The sequence below is a fragment of the Pseudomonas sp. GW822-FHT02E03 genome, assembly GCF_058802325.1.
In genome coordinates this window covers 27,618-45,861 of the sequence record NZ_JBXAOA010000043.1, presented here as the reverse complement: position 1 = coordinate 45,861, position 18,244 = coordinate 27,618, and the positions used below count along the sequence as shown (strand labels likewise).

Below are 18,244 nucleotides of genomic sequence, written 5' to 3'. Positions count from 1 at the left end.
CCCCCCCCCCCCCCCCCCCCCCCCCCCCCCCCCCCCCCCCCCCCCCCCCCCCCCCCCGCTCCCACAGGTTCTGCGCCCCCCTCGCCACAGTGACCCCGCTCGACCAGTCAGTTCTTCAGACTGGCCTGAACGGTTGCCACACCCTCCTTGCCATCAACACTGCTGACCCCCGCCAGCCAGCGCTGAAGATCTTCGGGATGATCACGCAGCCACTGTTTGGCAACATCCTGCGGTGTCTTGCGCTCCATGATCGGCACCATCAACTGGCTTTCCTGAGCCGCGGTAAAGGTCAGGTTTTCCAGCAAGCGGTTCACGTTCGGGCAACGCTCGGCATAGTCCGGCGCGGTCACGGTGGAAACGGTCGCCGCTCCCTCGTTCGGACCGTAGACGTCTTCGCTGCCGGTCAGGTAGGTGACATTCATGTTGATGTTCATCGGATGCGGGGTCCAGCCGACGAACACCACGAACTCCTTGCGATTGACCGCCCGCTGAACGGCGGCGAGCATCCCGGCCTCACCGGACTCGATCAGTTTGAAGTCCTTCAAGCCAAAGTGATTGGTCTCGATCATGGTTTTGATCGTGGTGTTCGCGCCGCTACCCGGCTCGATGCCGTAGATCTTGCCGCCGAGCTGATCCTTGAATCTGGCGATGTCGGCGAACGTTTTCAGGCCGGCAGCCGCGACATAGTCAGGCACGGCAAGGGTCGCCTGGGCATCCGAGAGGCTCGGTTTGTCCATGACCTTCACTTGATTGGCAGCCACGAACGGGGCGATGTTTTTATCCATCGCCGGTTTCCAGTAACCGAGGAAGATATCGAGGCGTTTGTCGCGGATGCCGGCGAAGATGATTTGCTGCACGGCACTGGTTTGTTTGCTTTCGTAGCCGAGGCCGTTGAGCAATACGTCAGCCATGCCACTGGTGGCGATGACGTCGGTCCAGTTGACCACGCCCATGCGTACGGTCTTGCAGGAAGCGGGGTCGTTGGCGAAAACGCTGGCGCTCAGAAGAGCAGTGCCACAGAGGATTGAGAGACAGCGGGTGAACAAACCTTTGATGCTTGTCATAGGGAGCTTTCTCGCGCGGCAGATTATTGTCAGGGACCGGTGTCTTCGTGCACCGTGCCCAGAACATTACGCAGCGTCGAGAGGCTGAAAGCGAACTGTAGCGACCGAGATTTGCACGGTGGCGACTGTCCTGATGCGTTATTCCGATGATCGTTCCCACGCTCCGCGTGGGAACGATCAGTCACCGGTAGTGTTTCTCCCCCCACGCCAACAACCCTTGCAGCAATTCCCTGAGCACCACTTGCGTCGGCGCTGCCAGGTCCGGGCGATAACGGAACGGCTCGAACTCTTCCATGTACGTGCACTGGCCTAACTCCAGTTGCACGGCATGGATGTTCTCGGCCGGGTTACCGTAGTGCCGGGTGATGTGCCCGCCCTTGAAGCGACCGTTCAGCACATGGCTGTAATCGCCGTGCCGTGCGCAGATGGCTTCCAGTTGGCTGGCCAGTTGTGGATCGCAACTGGCGCCGTTGAAGGTGCCGAGGTTGAAGTCCGGCAGCTTGCCGTCGAACAGGTGCGGGATGATCGAGCGGATCGAGTGTGCATCGAACAGCAGCGCGTAGCCGAATTCGGCTTTCAGTCGCGCCAGCTCTTCCTGCAAGGTGCGATGGTACGGTGTCCAGATCTGTTCCAGATAAGTCGCACGCTCTGTAGCCGATGGCTCCATGCCCTCACGGAACAATGGAATGCCATCGAACAGCGTCGCCGGATATAGACCAGTGGTGGCGCCGACATATAACGGCTTGTCATCGGACGGTCGGTTCAGGTCGATGACAAATCGCGAGTACTCGGCGGCCAGCGTGCTGGCGCCCAGCTCAGCGGCGAATTCGTAAAGCCTGGGGATGTGCCAGTCGGTGTCCGGCAGGCTTTTCGCGTCGGGAATCAACCCGGCTTCGACCACCGGGGTCAGGCGCAGGCCGGCGTGGGGCATGCTGATCAGCAGCGGCACGCGGCCTTGTTTGAAGTTCAGAACCTTATCCACAACTGCTCTCCTAAACGCTTGTTTCGACGCCGTGACGCACGACGCGTTTTTCCAGGTCGCCGCCCAGCCAGTACGACAGGTCGGCTGGTCGATCAATCTGCCAGGCGACGAAATCCGCGACTTTGCCGGCTTCCAGCGAACCGTGAGTCTCGGCCATGCCCAGCGCGGTGGCGGCATGAATCGTTGCGCCAGCCAGGGCCTCCTCCGGGGTCATGCGGAAGCAGGTGCAGGCCATGTTCAGCATCAAGCGCAACGACAGCGCCGGCGAAGTGCCCGGATTGAGATCGCTGGCGATGGCGATTTTTACGCCGTGTTTGCGCAGGGCTTCCATCGGCGGCAATTGGGTTTCCCGCAGGAAGTAGAACGCGCCGGGCAGCAATACCGCGACGGTGCCCGATTTGGCCATGGCAATGGCGTCATCTTCGGTCATGAACTCCAGATGATCGGCGGACAGGGCGTGATAACGCGCCGCCAGGCTCGAACCGTGCAGCGACGACAATTGCTCGGCATGCAGCTTCACCGGCAAACCGAGGTTCTGCGCGGCGACGAAAACCCTTTCGACCTGTTCCGGCGAAAACCCCAGGTATTCACAGAAAGCGTCCACTGCATCCACCAGCCCTTCGGCAGCCAGGGCCGGGAGCATTTCAGTGCAGATGTGATCGATGTAGGCATCGGCGCGGTCTGTGTATTCCGGCGGCAAGGCATGGGCCGCCAGGCAGGTGCTGCGCACGCTGACCGGCAGTTCGGCGCCGAGACGACGAACGACCCGAAGCATCTTGCGTTCGTTAGCCAGGTCCAGGCCATAACCGGACTTGATTTCGATGCTGGTGACGCCGTCGCGCATCAGGCTTTTCAGACGCTTGGCGGCGCTGGCGAACAACTCGTCTTCGCTGGCAGCTCGGGTGGCGCGCACGGTGCTGGCGATACCGCCGCCGGCCGCTGCAATTTCCGCGTAGCTGACGCCTTGCAGACGCTGCTCGAACTCGCCGCTGCGGTTACCGCCGAACACCGTATGGGTGTGGCAGTCGATCAGGCCCGGTGTCACCCAAGCCCCGTTCAGGTCATTGACCGCCGGGTATTCGCCCGGCGGCAGTTCGCCGCGCGGACCAATCCACTCAATGTGCGCACCGGACGTCACGATGGCCGCATCCTCGATGATCGAGTAGGCGCCTTGCGCCATGGTTGCGACGTGGCAGTGTTGCCAGAGAGTTTTCATCCGTGGCCTCCGTTAGGTTATCGATGAGAAAAATCAGGGTCCCGCGCCACCAATGCGGCCTGACCTGCCGCCGGTTTCACCCAGGTCAGGTAGGCCAGCACCAGCAACACGATCCAGACCACGCCGACGATCAGCGCCGCCTGGGTATCCGGGAAATAGCCCAGCACGCCGAAAATGAACAGCATGAAAGCAATCGCCGCCATTGGCGCGTAGGGCCAGAACGGCACCGGGAACTTCAGTTGTGCGACCTGCTCGGCGCTCATGGAGCGACGCATCGCCACCTGGGTGAACAGAATCATCAGCCAGACCCACACCGTGGCAAAGGTCGCAACGGAGGCGATTAACAGAAAGACGTTTTCCGGAATCAGGTAGTTCAGCAACACGCCCAGCAGCAGCGCGCTGCTCATCACCACCACTGTCAGCCACGGCACACCATTGCGCGACAAGCGGGCAAAGCCTTTGGGGGCGTGCCCTTGCTGAGCCAGGCCATACATCATGCGACCCGCGCCGAAGATGTCACTGTTGATGGCCGACACCGCCGCCGAGATCACCACGATATTGAGGATGGTCGCCGCCGAGCTGATACCCAGGTTGTCGAAAATCTGCACGAACGGGCTGCCTTGGCTGCCGATCTGCTGCCACGGGAAGATCGACATCAGCACCAGCATCGTCAGCACGTAGAACAACAAAATACGCAACGGTACGGCATTGATCGCCCGGGGCAGCACGCGCTGTGGGTCTTTGGCCTCACCAGCCGTTACGCCTATGATTTCAATGCCGCCAAACGCAAACATCACCACGGCGAACGAAGCGATCAGGCCACCCACGCCGTTGGGCATGAAGCCGCCATGGCTCCAGAGATTGCTGATGTCGGTCGCCTGGGCACCGGGGGCCGTGCTGATGCCGAACAGCATGATGCCGAAGCCACCGAGGATCATCGCGACGATGGCCGCGACCTTGAGCAGCGACAGCCAGAACTCCATTTCGCCAAAGACTTTGACGTTACACAGGTTCAAGCCGCCGACCACCGAAACGATGCCCAGGACCCAGATCCAGCGATCGACTTCCGGAAACCAGAAGCCCATGTAGATACCGAACGCGGTGACGTCGGCCATGCCGACGATGACCATTTCAAATGCGTAGGTCCAACCGAGGATGAAGCCCGCCATCGGCCCTAGATAGGTGCTGGCGTACTGGCCGAATGAACCGGCCACCGGGTTGTGCACCGCCATCTCGCCGAGGGCGCGCATGACCATGAACACCGCGGCGCCACCGATCAGGTAAGCAAGCAATACCGCAGGCCCGGCCATTTGAATGGCCGAGGCAGAACCGTAGAACAGCCCGGTGCCGATCGCCGACCCCAGCGCCATGAAGCGAATATGTCGGGCAGAGAGCCCGCGTTTCAAACCCTTTGCTGGCTGTTGCATTTCTCGTCCTTAATTATTTTTATTGGCGACATGATCGTTCCCACGCTCTGCGTGGGAATGCAGCCCCGTGACGCTCTGCGTCACTGGACGCGGAGCGTCCCAAGAGGCATTCCCACGCGGAGCGTGGGAACGATCATCAGAGAAGGAGTCGTTACAGGCTAGGCAACAACTTCGCCGAAACCAGCTCGTTCAGGCAACGAGTCGCCAGAAGCTCGCTAGCAGCATTGATGTCCGGCGCAAAGAACCGATCCTTCTCATAGAACGGCACTTCGGCACGCAGAATGGCACGAGCCTTTTCCAGTTTCGTCGAGGTCTTCAGACCTTCACGCAGGTCGAGGCCCTGAGCCGCCGCCAGCCACTCCACTGCCAGAACACCACGCGTGTTTTCCGCCATTTCCCACAGACGCTTGCCGGCAGCCGGGGCCATCGACACGTGGTCTTCCTGGTTGGCCGACGTTGGCAGGCTGTCCACCGAGTGCGGATGAGACAGCGCCTTGTTCTCGCTGGCCAATGCCGCCGCGGTCACCTGGGCGATCATGAAGCCGGAGTTCACGCCACCATTGGCCACCAGGAATGGCGGCAGTTGCGACATGTGCTTGTCCATCATCAGCGAAATGCGGCGTTCGCTCAGGGAACCGATTTCGGCGATGGCCAGGGCCATGTTGTCGGCAGCCATGGCCACTGGTTCGGCGTGGAAGTTACCACCGGAGATCACATCGCCTTCAGCGGCGAACACCAACGGGTTGTCGGAAACGGCGTTGGCTTCGATGGCCAACACTTCGGCAGCCTGGCGGAACTGGGTCAGGCAAGCACCCATGACTTGCGGCTGGCAGCGCAGGGAGTACGGGTCCTGGACCTTTTCGCAGTTCTGGTGCGAGTCGGACACTTCGCTGCGCTCGCCCAGCAGATCGCGGTAAGCGGCAGCGGCGTCGATCTGGCCTTTCTGGCCGCGAGCGGCGTGGATACGTGCATCGAACGGCGAGCGCGAACCCAATACCGCTTCAACCGTCATGCCACCAATGGCCAGGGCACCGGCGAACAGGTCTTCGCCTTCGAACAGACCGCGCAATGCATAAGCGGTGGATACCTGAGTACCGTTGAGCAGTGCCAGACCTTCTTTGGCAGCCAGGGTCAACGGGGTCAGACCAGCGACTTTCAGCGCTTCGGTGGCTTCCATCCACTCGCCTTTGTAGCGAGCTTTACCTTCGCCCAGCAGCACCAGCGACATGTGCGCCAAGGGCGCCAGGTCACCGGATGCACCGACCGAACCTTTCAATGGAATGTGCGGGTAAACCTCGGCATTGATCAGGGCGATCAGTGCATCGATCACCACGCGACGAATGCCGGAGAAACCGCGGCTCAGGCTGTTGACCTTGAGCACCATGACCAGTCGCACCAGCGCGTCGCTGATCGGCTCGCCGACACCGGCGGCGTGGGACAAAACGAGCGAGCGCTGGAGGTTTTCCAGGTCTTCGCTGGCGATACGGGTCGAGGCCAGCAGACCGAAACCGGTGTTGATGCCATAAGCGGTGCGGTTCTCGGCGAGGATCTGTTCCACGCAGGCAACGCTGGCTTCGATCTGGGCCGAGGCACTGTTGTCGAGGGTGATTTTGACCGGTTGCTGATAAACATCACGCAGTTGGGCAAGGCTCAGTTGGCCGGGAATCAAATTAAGCGCAGTCATTTTTATGCTCCTTTTGAGAGTTTGTTGTTAACTCACCAGACGCTCCGGAGATGTCCGTTGTCCGTCGCGTCTCGCTTTTGGGGAGCCGCGCCTTGGCACGCTGGTATTTGTAGAAATCAGTTCAGGTTCGGTAAAGCCTTGTGCAGCAAAATCGGGTCTTTCAAAACACCGGCAGCGGCGGCGATGTCCGGTGCCAGCCAGCGGTCCTGATCGTAGGCCGGGACTCGTTCACGCAGCAGACGCCAGGCTGTATCGGTGCCTGCGCCGAAGCGTTGTTCCTTGAGAAATTCAAACGCCTGAGCCGCCAGCAAGTACTCGATGGCGAGGATCTGCGTGCAGTTTTCCAACGCGCGATGCAGCTTCAGCGCCGCATTGGTGCCCATGCTCAAGTGGTCTTCCTGCAAGCCCGAAGTAACGTAGTTGTCGAGCACCGCCGGTTGCGCCAACTGGCGATTTTCCGCACACAGGGACGCGGCAACGTACTGGACGATCATCATCCCGGAATTCACCCCGGGATTGGCCACCAGAAACGCCGGCAGACCGCTGACGTGCGGGTTGATCAAGCGGTCCAGGCGACGCTCGGCGATGGAGCCGATTTCGGCCATGGCGATCGCCAGCAAATCTGCGGCCAATGCCACTGACTGACCGTGCGGGTTGGCCTGGGACATCACCCGGAAGTTGTCCGGCGTGCCCAGCAGCATCGGGTTGTCGGTGACAGAATTGAGTTCGGTTTCGATCTGCTTTTTCGCGTGTTCAAGTTGATCGCGAGCGGCGCCGTGGACTTGCGGGATCGAACGGATGCTCAACGCATCTTGAGTGCGAATGCCCTTGCTGCTGGCAATCACTTCACTGCCATCGAGCAGCGCCCGCAGGTTGATGCCGACTTGCTGCATGCCCAGGTGAGGCTTGAGCGCGATAATCTCAGCATCGAACGCCGCAATCTGACCGCGCTGAGCTTCGAAGCTCATGGCACCGATCACATCGGCCCACTGCACCAGACGCGTTGCATCGGCAATTGCCAGGCAGCTGAGACCGGTCATGCACGGCGTGCCGTTGACCAGGCACAAACCATCTTTGGCGCCGAGCTGAACCGGTTGCAGACCTTCCTCACTCAAGGCCTGTTGCGCGGTAACGATCTGCCCGCGATAGCTGACATTGCCGACACCCAGCAGCGTGATTCCGATATGGGCCATGTGGGTCAGGTAGCCCACCGAGCCCTGGGATGGCACTTGCGGGGTGATGCCGCGATTGAGCAGTGCCAACAAGGCTTCGACCACCCGGCGATGAATGCCGGATTTGCCATGGCTGTAGTTGCGAATAGCGGCGCAGATGATTGCGCGGGTCTGTTCGTCGGCCAATGGCGCGCCGACGCCACAGGCGTGACTGAGCAAGGTGTTGCGCGACAGTTGGCTGAGTTGTTCGCCTTTGAGCGAGACGTTGCACAAGGCGCCCAGGCCGGTGTTGACGCCGTAGGCACGCTCGCCGCTGGCGACGATGCGCTGGACGATCGCCTGGGCGTTCTCGATCCGCGTCCAGATCTGGGGCGACAACTCGAGCTGCGCGCCGTGACGGGCGACTGCGACCACATCCTGCCAGCGCAACGGGGCGTCGGCGATAACGATTTTTTCAGCCTGGGACATCTTTGACCTCTTGAACTTGATCGTTCCCACGCTCTGCGTGGGAATGCCGCCTGGGACGCTCCGCGTCCCGTTGTCAGCGCAAGGCTCAAGCCCTGCGCATGTGTGACGCGGAGCGTCACGGGATGCATTCCCACGCAGAGCGTGGGAACGATCGGCCTTTAAACCACCGCCGCCCGCCGCTGTACAAACCGGTCCACATACTCATCCGCCGGCGAATGCAGGATCTCTCGTGGCGTGCCGACCTGAATCAGGCGGCCATCCTTGAGGATCGCGATGCGGTTGCCGATGCGCACGGCCTCGTCGAGGTCGTGGGTGATGAAGACGATGGTCTTGTGCAGGGTCTTTTGCAGCTCCAGCAACTGGTCCTGCATTTCCGCGCGGATCAGCGGGTCGAGGGCGCTGAAGGCTTCATCCATCAAGATGATGTCGGTGTCCGCCGCCAAGGCGCGAGCCAGGCCCACACGCTGGCGCATACCGCCGGAAAGCTGATGCGGGTATTTGTTTTCGTAGCCCTTCAGGCCCACGGTGTTGATCCAGTGCAGCGCGCGCTCGGCGCACATCTGCTTGCTCTCGCCACGCACTTTCAAGCCATAGGCGACGTTATCCAGCACGGTCTTGTGCGGCAGCAGGCCGAAGCTCTGGAACACCATGCTGATCTTGTGCCGACGAAATTCGCGCAGGGCTTCCATGTCGTATTGCAGGATGTCCACGCCGTCCACCAGGATCGCGCCGCTGGTAGGGTCGATCAGGCGATTGAAGTGGCGCACCAGGGTCGACTTGCCGGAACCCGACAAGCCCATGATCACGAAGATCTCGCCGGTGCCGATGCTCAGCGACAGGTCGTTCACGCCGACCACACAACCGGTTTCGGCCAAGACCTGGTCCTTGGTCTTTTTCTGGCGAATCATTTCCAGCGCGTCTTTGGAACGGTTGCCGAAAATCTTGAAGACGTTTTTGACTTCAATCTTGCTGATGGCTTCGTTGCTCATTTGCTCACCTCATGCCGTGGCCGACCATACGCCTGAGTAATGCGGTCGATGACCACTGCCAGAATCACGATCGCCAGACCGGCTTCAAGGCCACGTCCGACGTTGAGGGTCTGAATCCCCACCAACACATCTTCACCCAAGCCACGGGCACCGATCATCGAGGCGATTACCACCATCGACAGGGCCATCATGGTGGTCTGGTTGATCCCGGCCATGATGCTCGGCAGGGCCAGCGGCAGTTGCACGCCAAACAGTTGCTGCCAGCGATTGGCGCCGAAGGCGTTGATCGCTTCCATCACTTCACCGTCGACCTGGCGAATACCCAGATCGGTCAGGCGGATCAGCGGCGGCGCGGCGTAGATCACCGTGGCGAAAATCGCCGGGACCTTGCCCAGGCCGAACAGCATCAGCACCGGGATCAGGTACACAAAGCTCGGCATCGTCTGCATGATGTCCAACAGCGGCATCAGCACCGAACGCAGGCGATTGCTGCGCGCCGAGAGAATACCCAGCGGAATGCCGATCAGCACCGAGATGACCGTCGCCACCATCATCAATGCCAGGGTCTGCATCAGCTTGTCCCAGAGGCCGACCGCACCCACCAGGAACAGCAGACCGACGATGACCGACGTGGTCACGACTTTGCGGGTCGCGTGCCAGGCAACGCCCGCCACGATCGCCAGCATCAGCCACCAGGGCGCCGCACGCAGCAGCCCTTCGAGATTGACGATGGCCCACAGCAGGGTGTCGGAGATGCTGCGGAACACATCGCCGTAGTTGGTGACCAGCGTATCGACCCAACTGTTGACCCAGTCGGCGATGGAAAAGGTAAAGCTTTCGGGAAACATAAAAAGACTCTCAATCAAGGGGTTGCGATCAAGCATCCGACTGCCGTTGCCGACAGTCGGAGACACTCGACCTACAAGGCCGCGTCGATCTTTTTGGCTGCGTCTTCGCTCACCCACGCGTGCCAGACTTCAGGATGTTCCTTCAAGAAGATCTTGGCCAGTTTTGGCGATTCGATCCGCTCTTTGGCCATGCGCCCGAGGTTCTGATTCAGCAGGTCGATCGGCAGGTTGACCTTTTCCAGCACGGCCACCAGTTCCGGGGCTTGCTCGTGGAAGGTCTTGGACAGGCCGACCTTGATGGTCACGCTCTTGTCCACGCCTGGCTTCTCGTCGAGTTTGACCAGGTCGACCTGGCCCATCAGCGGGGTTGGCGACCAGTAGTAGAACAGGATCGGCTCGCCACGCTTGTAGCTCGACAGCACCGCCGCATCCAGCGCCGGGCCAGTGCCTGGGCGGAAGTTGGTGTAGGTGCTTTCCAGACCATAGCTTTTGAGCATTTCGCTGTTGTCCAGCTCACAGGTCCAGCCGGCCGGGCAGTTGTAGAAACGGCCTTTGGATGGCTCTTCCTGATCCTTGAACACGGCAGCGTATTTGCCCAGATCGGCGATCGCTTTCAGGTCCGGGGCTTTTGGCTCCAGCTTGCGCTTGGCATCGCCTTCGATCACGTAACGCGGCACGTACCAGCCTTCGATCGCGCCAACGACCGGAGCGCCGACACCGATAACCTTGCCGGCCTTCTCGGCCTTGTTCCAGACTTCGCTACGACCGACCCACTCTTCGGCAAACACTTGAATGTCGTTGCTGCTCAGGGCGTTTTCCATGGTGATGGAGTTGCCTGGCAGGCTGTCGGTCTTGCAGTCGTAGCCTTTCTCCAACACGATTTGCATCACGTCGGTCAGCAGCATGCCGCTTTCCCAGTTCAGGCCGGCGAATTTCACCGGTTTGCCCGATTCGCACCAGCCAGCCGCCTGGGTGGCGCCAGCACTGGCCAGCAGGCCCATGGAAAGCAATGTGGTCAGCAGGGTCTTGTTCGATTTCATTGTTTGACGCTCCTAATCATGAGTTGGCTTACGGCAGTCAAGAGGCATCCAGCCCTGTCCACGTCCAATCAGGCCTGCGCCGCAGCGCGACCGGCCCCGCTTGTTTTAGGTTGTACAACGCTGTCCTGCTCGACCGGCAGGATCAGTTGATCGGGTACTGCGCTGTGCCATTTTTTCGCGCACACGTAATACAGGGCTGCGGGAAGCACCAGACCGATGATCCAGGAAATATCCACACCACCCAGAGCGTCCACCAGCGGACCGGTATAGAACTTGGTAGCGATGAACGGCAATTGCACCAGCACACCGAAGACATAGACGCTGATACCGAGAGGGTTCCAACGGCCGTAGCGACCGTTCGGATCGCCCAGCGCCGGCACGTCATAGCGCTCGCGAGTGATGCAGTAGTAGTCCACCAGGTTGATCGCGCTCCATGGCGTGAAAAAAGCCAGCAAAAACAGAATGAAGGACTTGAACGCACCGAGGAACGAGTGCTGACCGAGTAACGCGATCAGGGTCGCAGTACCGACGATGACCAGCACGAAGACCAGACGCTGCAAGCGCGTTACCCGCAAGTCACCACGGAAACCGCTGATGATGGTCGCAATGCACATGAAGCTGCCGTAGGAGTTCAGCGTTGAAATGGTGACCTTGCCGAACGCGATGCTGAAGTACAGCAGCGCAGCGGTGGCACCGCTGCCGCTCAAACCAACGATGTAGGCCACTTCGTGGCCGGCGAATTGTCCGTTGGCCATGGCGGCGGCAAACACACCGAGGATCATCGCCACCTGTGCGCCAATGACCGAACCCGCGCCGGCGGCGAAAAAGGTTTTCACCGAAGACGTGCTGCTCGGCAGATAGCGTGAATAGTCAGCCACGTAGGGGCCGAAGGCGATCTGCCAGGATGCCGCGAGCGATACCGCGAGCAAGAAGCTGGTCCAGCTGAAGTGGCGGATTTGCAGGAGTGCGCCAACGTCAGTCTGGCTCATCAGGCGACTGAACAGGTAAACGAAGGCAATCACGCCAATGACACTGGCGACACGGCCGATGAAATGAATCACCCGGTAACCGAGCACCGTGACCAGCACGATGACACTGGCGAAGATGAGGATCCCGACGCTGTCGCTGACGCCAAACAACTGGCCCAGCGCCTGGCCGGAAAGCACGGTGCCCGTTGCGGTGAAGCCCAGGTACATCAGGCACACCAGCACGATCGGGATGGCCGCGCCATACACGCCGAACTGTACCCGGCTGGAGATCATCTGCGGCAGGCCAAGCTTGGGCCCTTGCGCCGCATGCAGCGCCATTACGCCACCGCCGAGCAGTTGACCGACCAACAAACCGATCAACGACCAGAACACATCACCGCCCAGCACCACGGCCAGGGCCCCGGTGACAATTGCGGTGATTTGCAGGTTGGCCCCCATCCACAGGGTGAACTGACTCAACAGACGACCGTGTCTCTCCGCTTCCGGGATGTAGTCGATCGAACGTTTCTCGATCAACGGTTTACTGCCTGCACGATCGCTGTTAACAGCCATGTTCAACCTCTGTGGATTGTTTGTCGGTGTTGGTGATCCCTGTAGGAGCGAGGCTTGCCCGCGAAGAATGCACCGCGGTGTGTCAGTTAAGACGCCTTCGCGGGCAAGCCTCGCTCCTACAGGTATTTCTGCGTTATTTGCCGGTGATCATCGGCAGGTTCAGGCCTTGTTCCTTGGCACAGTCGATTGCGATCTGGTAACCCGCATCGGCGTGACGCATGACGCCGGTAGCCGGGTCGTTATGCAGCACGCGAGCGATACGCTCGGCAGCTTCGTCCGTACCGTCGCAGACAATCACCATGCCCGAGTGCTGGGAGAAGCCCATGCCGACGCCGCCGCCGTGATGCAGGGAAACCCAGGTCGCACCGCTCGCGGTGTTGAGCAGAGCGTTGAGCAGTGGCCAGTCGGACACGGCGTCGGAACCGTCCTGCATCGATTCGGTTTCGCGGTTCGGGCTGGATACCGAGCCGGAGTCCAAGTGGTCGCGACCGATCACGATCGGCGCGGACAACTCACCGCTGCGAACCATTTCGTTGAAGGCCAGACCGAGTTTGGCGCGCAGGCCCAGGCCAACCCAGCAGATACGTGCCGGCAGACCCTGGAAGCTGATGCGCTCGCGGGCCATGTCCAGCCAGTTGTGCAGGTGGGCGTCGTCCGGGATCAGTTCTTTTACTTTGGCGTCGGTTTTGTAGATGTCTTGCGGATCGCCCGACAGTGCAGCCCAACGGAACGGACCGATACCGCGGCAGAACAGCGGACGGATGTAAGCCGGTACGAAACCTGGGAAGTCGAACGCGTTTTCAACGCCTTCTTCTTGGGCCATCTGACGAATGTTGTTGCCGTAGTCGAAGGTCGGAATACCCATTTTCTGGAAGTCGAGCATCGCTTTAACGTGCACGGCCATGGACTGCTTGGCGGCTTTGACGACAGCGGCTGGCTCGGTCTTGGCGCGAGCGCGGTACTCTTCCCAGGTCCAGCCGGCTGGCAGGTAACCGTTGAGTGGGTCGTGGGCGCTGGTCTGGTCGGTGACCATGTCTGGGCGCACGCCGCGCTTGACCAGTTCCGGCAGGATTTCAGCCGCGTTGCCCAGCAGAGCGATGGAAATCGCCTTGCCTTCCTTGGTGTACTTGGCGATGCGGGCCAGCGCGTCGTCGAGATCGGTGGCTTGCTCATCGACGTAACGGCTGTTCAAGCGGAAATCGATACTGACCTGTTGGCATTCGATGTTCAGCGAGCAAGCGCCGGCCAGAGTTGCGGCCAGAGGTTGAGCGCCGCCCATGCCGCCGAGGCCTGCGGTCAGGACCCAACGACCTTTGAGGTCATCGTTATAGTGTTGGCGACCGGCTTCGACGAAGGTTTCGTAGGTGCCCTGAACGATGCCCTGGCTGCCGATGTAGATCCAGCTGCCAGCGGTCATCTGGCCGTACATGGCCAGGCCTTTGGCGTCCAGCTCGTTGAAGTGTTCCCAGTTCGCCCAGTGCGGTACCAGGTTGGAGTTGGCGATCAGTACGCGCGGGGCGTTGCTGTGGGTCTTGAACACGCCGACCGGCTTGCCGGATTGCACCAGCAGGGTCTCGTCGTCGTTCAGGTTGGTCAGGCTTTCGACGATCTTGTCGTAGCATTCCCAATTACGTGCCGCACGACCGATGCCACCGTAAACCACCAGTTCTTTAGGGTTCTCGGCGACTTCCGGGTCGAGGTTGTTCATCAGCATGCGCAGCGGCGCTTCAGTCAGCCAGCTCTTGGCGGTCAGCTTGTTACCGCGGGCAGCGCGGATTTCGACGTTACGGTACTTAGTGGGCTTATTGTCAGTCACGAAAAAGACTCCTCATCAATCAATCCAAACCAACCCTGGCGGTGGGCAAGCCAGCCTGTGCGCGTCAAAGCGCCACAAGCGAATCAGTGGACGTTGCGAGGAGTCTCGATCGACTCATACGCATACGTCTTTACTTGTACATACAAGCATATGCAATCAAGCGGCCAACTTGCTGGATGAGCATTCAAGAAAAGTTTTGAAAGGGCTGGAAAGGCTGTAGATCAAGGGTTTTGAGGAGGATGAATTTTTTTGGGGAGTTTTCGCGGGGGAAGGACAGCTGTTACTTGAGCGGGGTTTTGCGCCACGCTGGGGCGTTCGGTAACAAAGTGGTGCGCGATGGGAAACGTGTTTTGAACCCAGAAAAGCATCGCGGGCAAGCCCGCTCCCACAAGTACGATGATGTCCCTGTGGGAGCGGGCTTGCCCGCGATAGAGGCGACTCGGTGCTGGATCAGCGTGCGATCAGCTCGATCACACAGCACTGGCCCTTGATGGAGATATCCAGCAGGCCAACGTTACCGTCCAGTTGCAGACAATCATGGCGCCCTAGCTGAGAGGCGTTGTTACCCACCGTCACTTCAAGCTGTTCAGCCACGCTGAACACCAACACGGTGCCGGCCGAGCTGAAAAACCGCTGTTCGCCCTCCAGCCATTGCAACCGCGCGCTGTAACGATCCGGCGCATAAATCAGGTTGAAGTCGCGAATCGGTCCGCCGAGCAATGTGCAGGACACATGACTCTCGCCACTGAAAGCAAACGGGTCCAACGGTAACAACGGCCGCGTGTCCTGGCCGTCGACGCGCAAGCTCATGCCCTCGCCTTGCAGCACGGTGATCACCCGCTCATAGCCGGCAAAGGTTGAAAACCCGCCCGACTCACCAATATCGGCAATCGACAGACGCCAGCCGAAACCCTCAAGGCCAGCACCTCCATCACGGGTGATTTCTTCAGTGCTGCCGCCGCCGTTTTTCCACGGCATACGCGGGTAATCGGCCGCGTGTAAAACTTTCAACTGGCTCATTAGGGCTCTTTATTTATGGCTCTTTATTTGTGGAACCGTCCTTCCAGACGATGACGGGAACCGGGGTGGATCAAACGGGCGGCGGTCACGGGCTGACGACCAGACCAGGTGCGGCGACGAATCAACAGGCAAGGCTCGCCCTTTTCAATCTGCAGCAACTTGCATTCGGACGGCTCGGCGAGAATCGCTTCGACCACGTGCTCGCCTTCGGTCAGCGGCGCCACCTGATTCAGATAGGCATAAGGGGTTTGCAGGGTGAAGTCTTGCTTGAGGTAGTCCGGCGCCACCAGCGCGTTAACGAAACGGTCTTCGATTTGCACCGGAATATCGTTTTCGAAATGCACGATCAGCGAGTGGAAAACTTTCTGGCCTTCGCGCATGTCCAGGGCCACGGCCCGCTCGGAACCGGCGGCCTCTTCTTCGAGGGTGATCACCTTGCAGGTGTGGCGATGACCACGGGAGGCGATCTCGTCGGCGATGTTGTGCACTTCAAACAAAGCAGACTGACTTTTCGGCTCGGCGACGAACGTACCGACACCCTGCATGCGCACCAGCAAGCCGTCGGCGGTCATCTCGCGCAGGGCGCGGTTGATGGTCATGCGGCTGAAACCCAGCTGATTGACCAACTCGCTTTCCGACGGGACGCGGTAGTGCGGCGGCCAGTTTCCACTGTCGATCTGCTGGGTGATCATCTGTTTGACGCGGGCGTACAAGGGCGCCGGACTGTCGCCCAGATTGGCGCTCAGATTGGCATTCGGCGGCAATGTGGCAGAGGGAGTCGGCACGGTTAATCCTTGTTCATCTGTTAGAGGTTGCTAGCTTGCCGGAGTTTACCGAGCAGGCAAACGTCTGTATATGTATATACAAATAACACACGATGGGGTGCTGAACCATGTCCGCCTTCTTTGCCGAACGCGCGCTGCTGCCTAGTGGATGGGCCAACAATGTACGTCTTGAGGTCAGCGCCGATGGCGTGCTGACCCATATCCAGGCCGATTCTCACGCAGATGACGCCGAACGGCTGAGCGGTCCGCTACTGCCGGGAATGCCGAATTTGCACTCCCACGCCTTCCAGCGCGCCATGGCCGGGCTGGCGGAAGTGGCGGGCAATCCGAATGACAGTTTCTGGACCTGGCGCGATTTGATGTACCGGCTCGTCGGAAAAATCAGCCCGGACCAACTCGGCGTGATCGCCCGTCAGCTGTACATCGAAATGCTCAAGGCCGGTTACACCTCGGTCGCGGAATTTCATTATGTACACCACGACACGAGCGGCCAACCGTACGCAGACCCGGCCGAACTGGCGTTGCGCATCAGCCAGGCCGCCAGCTCCGCCGGTATCGGCTTGACCCTGCTGCCAGTGCTCTACAGCCACTCCGGTTTTGGTGGCCAGGCCCCGAACGAAGGTCAGCGCCGCTTTATCAACAGCACCGAAAATTACCTGAAACTCCAGTCGCGCTTGCAGCCGATCCTGGCGCAGCAGCCGGCGCAGGCATTGGGTTTGTGTTTCCACTCGTTACGCGCGGTCACCCCGCAGCAGATCAGTGAAGTGCTGGCGGCCAGCGACAAGCAGTGCCCGGTACACATTCACATTGCCGAACAACAGAAGGAAGTCGATGACTGCCTGAGCTGGAGCGGTCGCCGTCCGTTGCAATGGCTGTACGAAAACACCGACGTCGATCAGCGCTGGTGCCTGGTCCACGCGACCCACGCCAACCCGGAAGAAGTCACGCTCATGGCCAAGAGCCGCGCCATCGCGGGTCTATGCCTGACCACCGAAGCCAACCTCGGCGACGGGATTTTTCCGGCAGTAGACTTCCTGGCGCAGGGCGGGCGCATGGGCATCGGTTCCGATAGCCATGTGTCCTTGAGCGTGGTGGAAGAATTGCGCTGGCTGGAATACGGCCAGCGTCTGCGCGATCAGCGGCGGAATCGTTTGTATGGCGCGGATCAGCCGATGGTCGGCCGCACACTCTACGATGCCGCGCTGGATGGCGGTGCCCAGGCGCTGGGGCAACCGATTGGCGCCTTGGAAGTCGGCAAGCGTGCGGATTGGTTGGTGCTGGATGGTAACGATCCGTATCTGGCAACGGCCAGTGGCGACGGGATTCTCAATCGTTGGCTGTTTGCCGGAGGTGACCGTCAGGTGCGGGATGTGCTGGTCAACGGCCAGTGGGTTGTGCGTGACGGGCGCCATGCCGGGGAAGAAGAGAGTAATCGGGCGTTTACCCAGGTGCTGCGCGATCTCTTGGGCTGACACAAAAAAATGTGGGAGCGGGCTTGCTCGCGAAAGGGTCGTCACCTTCAACACAATTGTTGACTGACAGACCGCTTTCGCGAGCAGGCCCGCTCCCACATTAGATCGCCGGTAACAGTTAGTTCGAAGTCTTGGCCATCTTGCTATCCGACGCGCGCCAGATCAGTCGCGTCGTGTCATAACCCTGCTGACGCGCCTTGCTCAGCAGTTCTTCGCGCACGACACCATTGACCGTCGGGGTGCGCGACAGCAGCCAGAGGTGACGGCGGCTCGGGTCGCCGACAATCGCGGTCTTGTAATCATCGCTGACGTACAACACCCAGTACTCTCCCTTCGCCACACCCGGGATCAGTCGCGAGAACCAGGTATCGAACTCGACCCACAGCTTGTCGGCCTTGCCGGGTACCTGTGGATAAGCCGTGCCTTTGGCCTCTTCCCATTGCCAGTCCGACGTCAGGCAGCGGTTCAGCACCGCCATGTCACCTTCAGACTTGAGACTGTAATGGGCCTCGGATTGTGCGCAGTTGCGCTGAAAATACACCGGCAGACGCGCCAGTTCGTACCAGGTTCCCTGGTAGCGCTTGAGGTTGACCGTGTTGACGGTCTTGGGTGCCAACGGATCTACACCAGAAGTGGCGCAGCCGGCCAATACCAGGCCGGCAAAAAGTACGATCAGTAACCGCTTCATTATTTTTTTCTCCCGTGGGCGAATAGCCCCGG

At 60.3% G+C, this 18,244-nt stretch carries 15 protein-coding genes; 1 reads left to right on the top strand and 14 read right to left on the bottom strand.

Translation table 11 applies throughout. From position 1 onward, the window contains the following. Positions 1-107 precede the first annotated feature (107 nt). The 13 genes from AC1RQB_RS23540 to hutC all read right to left on the bottom strand — a co-directional run bounded on the left by AC1RQB_RS23540 (position 108) and on the right by hutC (position 15,959). Entirely contained in the window at positions 108-1,055 is a 948-nt protein-coding gene (locus AC1RQB_RS23540) for a choline ABC transporter substrate-binding protein (protein WP_063343906.1), read from the bottom strand. Positions 1,056-1,245: 190 nt separating this feature from the next. Continuing rightward, positions 1,246-2,046: an N-formylglutamate deformylase gene (hutG, locus tag AC1RQB_RS23535; protein WP_063341835.1), complete on the bottom strand. Its 801-nt coding sequence runs from the start codon at positions 2,044-2,046 to the stop codon at positions 1,246-1,248. A gap of 10 nt (positions 2,047-2,056) precedes the next feature. Next, complete coding sequence (gene hutI / locus AC1RQB_RS23530; RefSeq protein WP_008068820.1) at positions 2,057-3,262, bottom strand: imidazolonepropionase; 1,206 nt, start codon at positions 3,260-3,262, stop codon at positions 2,057-2,059. A gap of 17 nt (positions 3,263-3,279) precedes the next feature. Continuing rightward, the gene (locus tag AC1RQB_RS23525) at positions 3,280-4,689 is read right to left on the bottom strand and encodes an amino acid permease (protein WP_063341836.1); all 1,410 of its coding nucleotides are present in this window, start codon (positions 4,687-4,689) and stop codon (positions 3,280-3,282) included. 151 nt (positions 4,690-4,840) lie between these two features. Continuing rightward, positions 4,841-6,373 carry a histidine ammonia-lyase gene (gene hutH, locus AC1RQB_RS23520; RefSeq protein ID WP_007907820.1) on the bottom strand — a complete coding sequence of 511 codons (1,533 nt, stop codon included), beginning with the start codon at positions 6,371-6,373 and terminating at the stop codon, positions 4,841-4,843. Between the two features lie 116 nt (positions 6,374-6,489). Beyond that, positions 6,490-8,013: a histidine ammonia-lyase gene (gene hutH / locus AC1RQB_RS23515; RefSeq protein ID WP_063341837.1), complete on the bottom strand. Its 1,524-nt coding sequence runs from the start codon at positions 8,011-8,013 to the stop codon at positions 6,490-6,492. A gap of 158 nt (positions 8,014-8,171) precedes the next feature. Then, entirely contained in the window at positions 8,172-9,002 is an 831-nt protein-coding gene (locus AC1RQB_RS23510) for a quaternary amine ABC transporter ATP-binding protein (protein ID WP_007907824.1), read from the bottom strand. After that, positions 8,999-9,850, bottom strand: coding sequence for an ABC transporter permease (locus tag AC1RQB_RS23505; RefSeq protein ID WP_007907826.1), 852 nt, complete (start codon positions 9,848-9,850; stop codon positions 8,999-9,001). The genes AC1RQB_RS23510 and AC1RQB_RS23505 overlap by 4 nt, the downstream gene beginning before the upstream one ends. Positions 9,851-9,921: 71 nt before the next feature. Further along, positions 9,922-10,890, bottom strand: a complete 969-nt coding sequence (locus AC1RQB_RS23500) for an ABC transporter substrate-binding protein (RefSeq protein ID WP_007907828.1) — start codon at positions 10,888-10,890, stop codon at positions 9,922-9,924. A 68-nt stretch (positions 10,891-10,958) separates the two neighbouring features. Next, positions 10,959-12,431, bottom strand: coding sequence for a purine-cytosine permease family protein (locus AC1RQB_RS23495; RefSeq protein ID WP_008068816.1), 1,473 nt, complete (start codon positions 12,429-12,431; stop codon positions 10,959-10,961). A gap of 133 nt (positions 12,432-12,564) precedes the next feature. Continuing rightward, positions 12,565-14,247 carry a urocanate hydratase gene (hutU, locus tag AC1RQB_RS23490; protein WP_008068815.1) on the bottom strand — a complete coding sequence of 561 codons (1,683 nt, stop codon included), beginning with the start codon at positions 14,245-14,247 and terminating at the stop codon, positions 12,565-12,567. Positions 14,248-14,697: 450 nt separating this feature from the next. Next, positions 14,698-15,267, bottom strand: coding sequence for a HutD/Ves family protein (locus AC1RQB_RS23485; protein WP_063341838.1), 570 nt, complete (start codon positions 15,265-15,267; stop codon positions 14,698-14,700). Between the two features lie 23 nt (positions 15,268-15,290). After that, the gene (gene hutC, locus AC1RQB_RS23480; RefSeq protein WP_231669701.1) at positions 15,291-15,959 is read right to left on the bottom strand and encodes a histidine utilization transcriptional repressor HutC; all 669 of its coding nucleotides are present in this window, start codon (positions 15,957-15,959) and stop codon (positions 15,291-15,293) included. Positions 15,960-16,159: 200 nt separating this feature from the next. Here hutC and AC1RQB_RS23475 point away from each other — a divergent pair, with 200 nt between their 5' ends. Beyond that, a complete protein-coding gene (locus AC1RQB_RS23475) occupies positions 16,160-17,524 on the top strand; it encodes a formimidoylglutamate deiminase (protein WP_063341839.1) in 1,365 nt (454 codons plus the stop codon). Positions 17,525-17,642: 118 nt separating this feature from the next. On the opposite strand, the gene AC1RQB_RS23470 is transcribed toward AC1RQB_RS23475, so the two are convergent. After that, a complete protein-coding gene (locus AC1RQB_RS23470) occupies positions 17,643-18,212 on the bottom strand; it encodes a lipocalin family protein (RefSeq protein ID WP_063341840.1) in 570 nt (189 codons plus the stop codon). Between the last annotated feature and the right edge of the window lie 32 nt (positions 18,213-18,244).

What these genes read in the sequence shown, in the direction of transcription:
- hutI (WP_008068820.1), bottom strand. Translation starts at nt 3,262, where the DNA reads ATGAAAACTCTCTGGCAACACTGCCACGTCGCAACCATGGCGCAAGGC.
- AC1RQB_RS23525 (WP_063341836.1), bottom strand. Translation starts at nt 4,689, where the DNA reads ATGCAACAGCCAGCAAAGGGTTTGAAACGCGGGCTCTCTGCCCGACAT.
- hutH (WP_007907820.1), bottom strand. Translation starts at nt 6,373, where the DNA reads ATGACTGCGCTTAATTTGATTCCCGGCCAACTGAGCCTTGCCCAACTG.
- hutH (WP_063341837.1), bottom strand. Translation starts at nt 8,013, where the DNA reads ATGTCCCAGGCTGAAAAAATCGTTATCGCCGACGCCCCGTTGCGCTGG.
- AC1RQB_RS23510 (WP_007907824.1), bottom strand. Translation starts at nt 9,002, where the DNA reads ATGAGCAACGAAGCCATCAGCAAGATTGAAGTCAAAAACGTCTTCAAG.
- AC1RQB_RS23505 (WP_007907826.1), bottom strand. Translation starts at nt 9,850, where the DNA reads ATGTTTCCCGAAAGCTTTACCTTTTCCATCGCCGACTGGGTCAACAGT.
- AC1RQB_RS23500 (WP_007907828.1), bottom strand. Translation starts at nt 10,890, where the DNA reads ATGAAATCGAACAAGACCCTGCTGACCACATTGCTTTCCATGGGCCTG.
- AC1RQB_RS23495 (WP_008068816.1), bottom strand. Translation starts at nt 12,431, where the DNA reads ATGGCTGTTAACAGCGATCGTGCAGGCAGTAAACCGTTGATCGAGAAA.
- AC1RQB_RS23485 (WP_063341838.1), bottom strand. Translation starts at nt 15,267, where the DNA reads ATGAGCCAGTTGAAAGTTTTACACGCGGCCGATTACCCGCGTATGCCG.
- hutC (WP_231669701.1), bottom strand. Translation starts at nt 15,959, where the DNA reads ATGATCACCCAGCAGATCGACAGTGGAAACTGGCCGCCGCACTACCGC.
- AC1RQB_RS23475 (WP_063341839.1), top strand. Translation starts at nt 16,160, where the DNA reads ATGTCCGCCTTCTTTGCCGAACGCGCGCTGCTGCCTAGTGGATGGGCC.
- AC1RQB_RS23470 (WP_063341840.1), bottom strand. Translation starts at nt 18,212, where the DNA reads ATGAAGCGGTTACTGATCGTACTTTTTGCCGGCCTGGTATTGGCCGGC.